Origin of the sequence: Yersinia sp. 2542 StPb PI (assembly GCF_048593855.1) — a bacterium.
GTDB lineage: Bacteria > Pseudomonadota > Gammaproteobacteria > Enterobacterales > Enterobacteriaceae > Yersinia > Yersinia enterocolitica_E.
This window is the reverse complement of record NZ_JAZGQA010000330.1, coordinates 1-2,344: the sequence shown is the minus strand read 5'-3', so window position 1 is coordinate 2,344 and position 2,344 is coordinate 1. Positions and strand designations below refer to the sequence as shown.

The window sequence follows — 2,344 nt, the reverse complement described above, 5'->3', positions numbered from 1 at the left end:
ATAACATCTCTCATAAATCACCTTTTACATTTAGATTATCTAACGATTAATCGAATAAACAAACAGTTAAACGCAAAATCAAATATCTGGTGTGGATCAAAGAGTATGCGTTGAGACCGTCCTGGGTCTCTTTATCCATCCTGGTTTAATAGTGGTTAATCGTAAAAATAGTTTTATATCCGTCCAACAAAAAACAATAGTCACACTCATGACATATTAAGCAGCATGTATATTAAGTTTGATGCAGGCTATTAGTGAATTTATTTTCAGATGTCATCACTTAAAATAGCTGACTATATTGTCATTTTTTATCTTAACTGGTTGCGATTGAGTTCAAGTTAATCACTTCCCCCCTAATGATTTTAGGAGGGAAATATGGTTTCAACTAATAATAATTAATGGTAAACGTTACAGCGGCATTAGCCTTTCCCGGTGTTACCGTCGAATTAGTTTGTATATAACGAGCGACCAGTGGAAACGAAGCTGTCGTTGCCGTATCATTTTCCATTGTTTTGGTCGTCATAGATGATAAGTTTATTGGTACTGGAGAGGGATCGCTTATCTGGCCTCTTGCTAACTGGATACCAATACCTGTTGCGCTGGTAGACCCTGTGCTCAGGCCAATAATACCGCTAGCGCTATTAATAATAGACGTATTTGGCGTTAAGAGTAGAGAAAGCGTATTTTTGGTCGGCGTTCCTGTTCCTGAAGTGCCATTGTCCGAATAAAATACATCTGTTCCACTACGAAACCGCCCATAAAACCTTGGACAATTGGTGAGGTTGATCGACGCATTTTTCCACGAAGTCGATGTGCCAATCCCGGTAAAGGTTCTGTTTACATCAAATGTACCCATTTGGACATTAACATCTGGAGTAGTACAGGTCTGAGAAACAACGACGAGCGTACCGGTATAGCAGGTACGGACGATCTCAACGGTATCCCCTGCCTGACCAAATGATTGTACGGTGCAAGGCAGGTCGCTCCCCCTAATAACACCTCCTGCCGTAAGTGGCCCTATTTTCAAGAACGACATTCCAAGGGCAAATGAACCTGCAGCTATAGAACATGTAGAAACGTTTGTACATGTGGTTGAAGCCTGACTAGCCGGAAACATTGAGTTGCTTGCTCGGTTAACTGATATACCAACAGCTAAACCAGGGACTCCACTTTCATAAAGCTTACCCGCCCAATTACCTGTATTCCACAACGCCAGAGGGAGAGGTCTGCTGGAAAACTCAGAAATCTGATAAAACTGACCTGGTGAGCTACACGTAATTTTAGGTATAGGAAACGTAGGTTGATAGTATTGCGTGTAAGCAAAAGTACCATCTGCATTATCAGCGCCAATGTTCGTGATCACCCCAACTAATGGCATGGAAACATTAACAACCTGCTTGAGTGCACTGTCTGGTGCAAACGCACAGGCTGCCATTACGCTTTTCATCAGTATCAAGGAGATTAATGCTGATAAAATCATGATAAATCTTATAGAAAATCTCATTTCTCGTTTCTCCCGTTGTACTGGTCAATGCAATGCTTGATTAGCTACTGCCAGTATTAATCTGTACTTGAGCCACTTTTCTTTCTATCGGCCAGGAAGTATTCCCTAGAGAACAGACAGAGCTAACCTGCTGTATCTGAATCTGTTTTGGTCCTTTGATTACAAACATCAGTAGTTCCACCTAACCCCATATAAAACACACACATCGGCACTAAAGGTAACAGGCTCACCTTTTACTAAAGTTGAGGTACCTTGTTGGGTGTTGTATTTCACCAATGCGCTAGCATTAAGGGTAATATTCTTACTGGTTGACCTCAGCTCCACGCCATAAGAGGTCCCTTTCGTATCAGACTTCATCCATCTGATACGGCACCACTGTATAACCCCGTATCACTCACTTTTTATGGTCGTGGCCCGACGCTCATCAACCTGACCCTGAGGCACACAGGTCGAGGTAAACCGCATCATCGCGCTGGCTTTACCGTTGGCTAATTGCGGCGGCAGAATATAGTTCAGGTAACATTGCTGGCCGGTACCTTCACCCCAACTGACTTGCAAACGGCCACGCTCCTCGCTCACCCGCGCATAAATCTGACCACCCTGACCGACAGAACCCACCACCTGACCTTTGGTGTCTAATACTTGCGACCCAAACGGCACCGGCTCGCCATCTGACTGGGTGGCATTGACCAATATCGGATAGCCCTTGGTACTTTTATATTTCACCATCACCACCGCTCCGGCATTCGGCGCCACTTTCTGACTGGTGGATTCCAGCTCCACGTCATAAGAGGTCCCCTTCGGATCGATGGTTATCTCATTCATCTGATAGGCACTCAG

The 2,344-nt window shown here is 44.1% G+C and carries 2 protein-coding genes; both read right to left on the bottom strand.

Features of this window, described 5'->3' with window-relative positions:
• Positions 1-385: 385 nt before the first annotated feature.
• Positions 386-1,504 (bottom strand): fimbrial protein, encoded by a 1,119-nt coding sequence (locus tag V1952_RS21250; protein ID WP_420075492.1) that lies wholly within the window; start codon positions 1,502-1,504, stop codon positions 386-388.
• 390 nt (positions 1,505-1,894) lie between these two features.
• Positions 1,895-2,344 (bottom strand): FimD/PapC C-terminal domain-containing protein (locus tag V1952_RS21245; protein WP_420075491.1); only part of this gene is annotated, 450 nt, incomplete at its 5' end.

What these genes read in the sequence shown, in the direction of transcription:
- V1952_RS21250 (WP_420075492.1), bottom strand. Translation starts at nt 1,504, where the DNA reads ATGAGATTTTCTATAAGATTTATCATGATTTTATCAGCATTAATCTCC.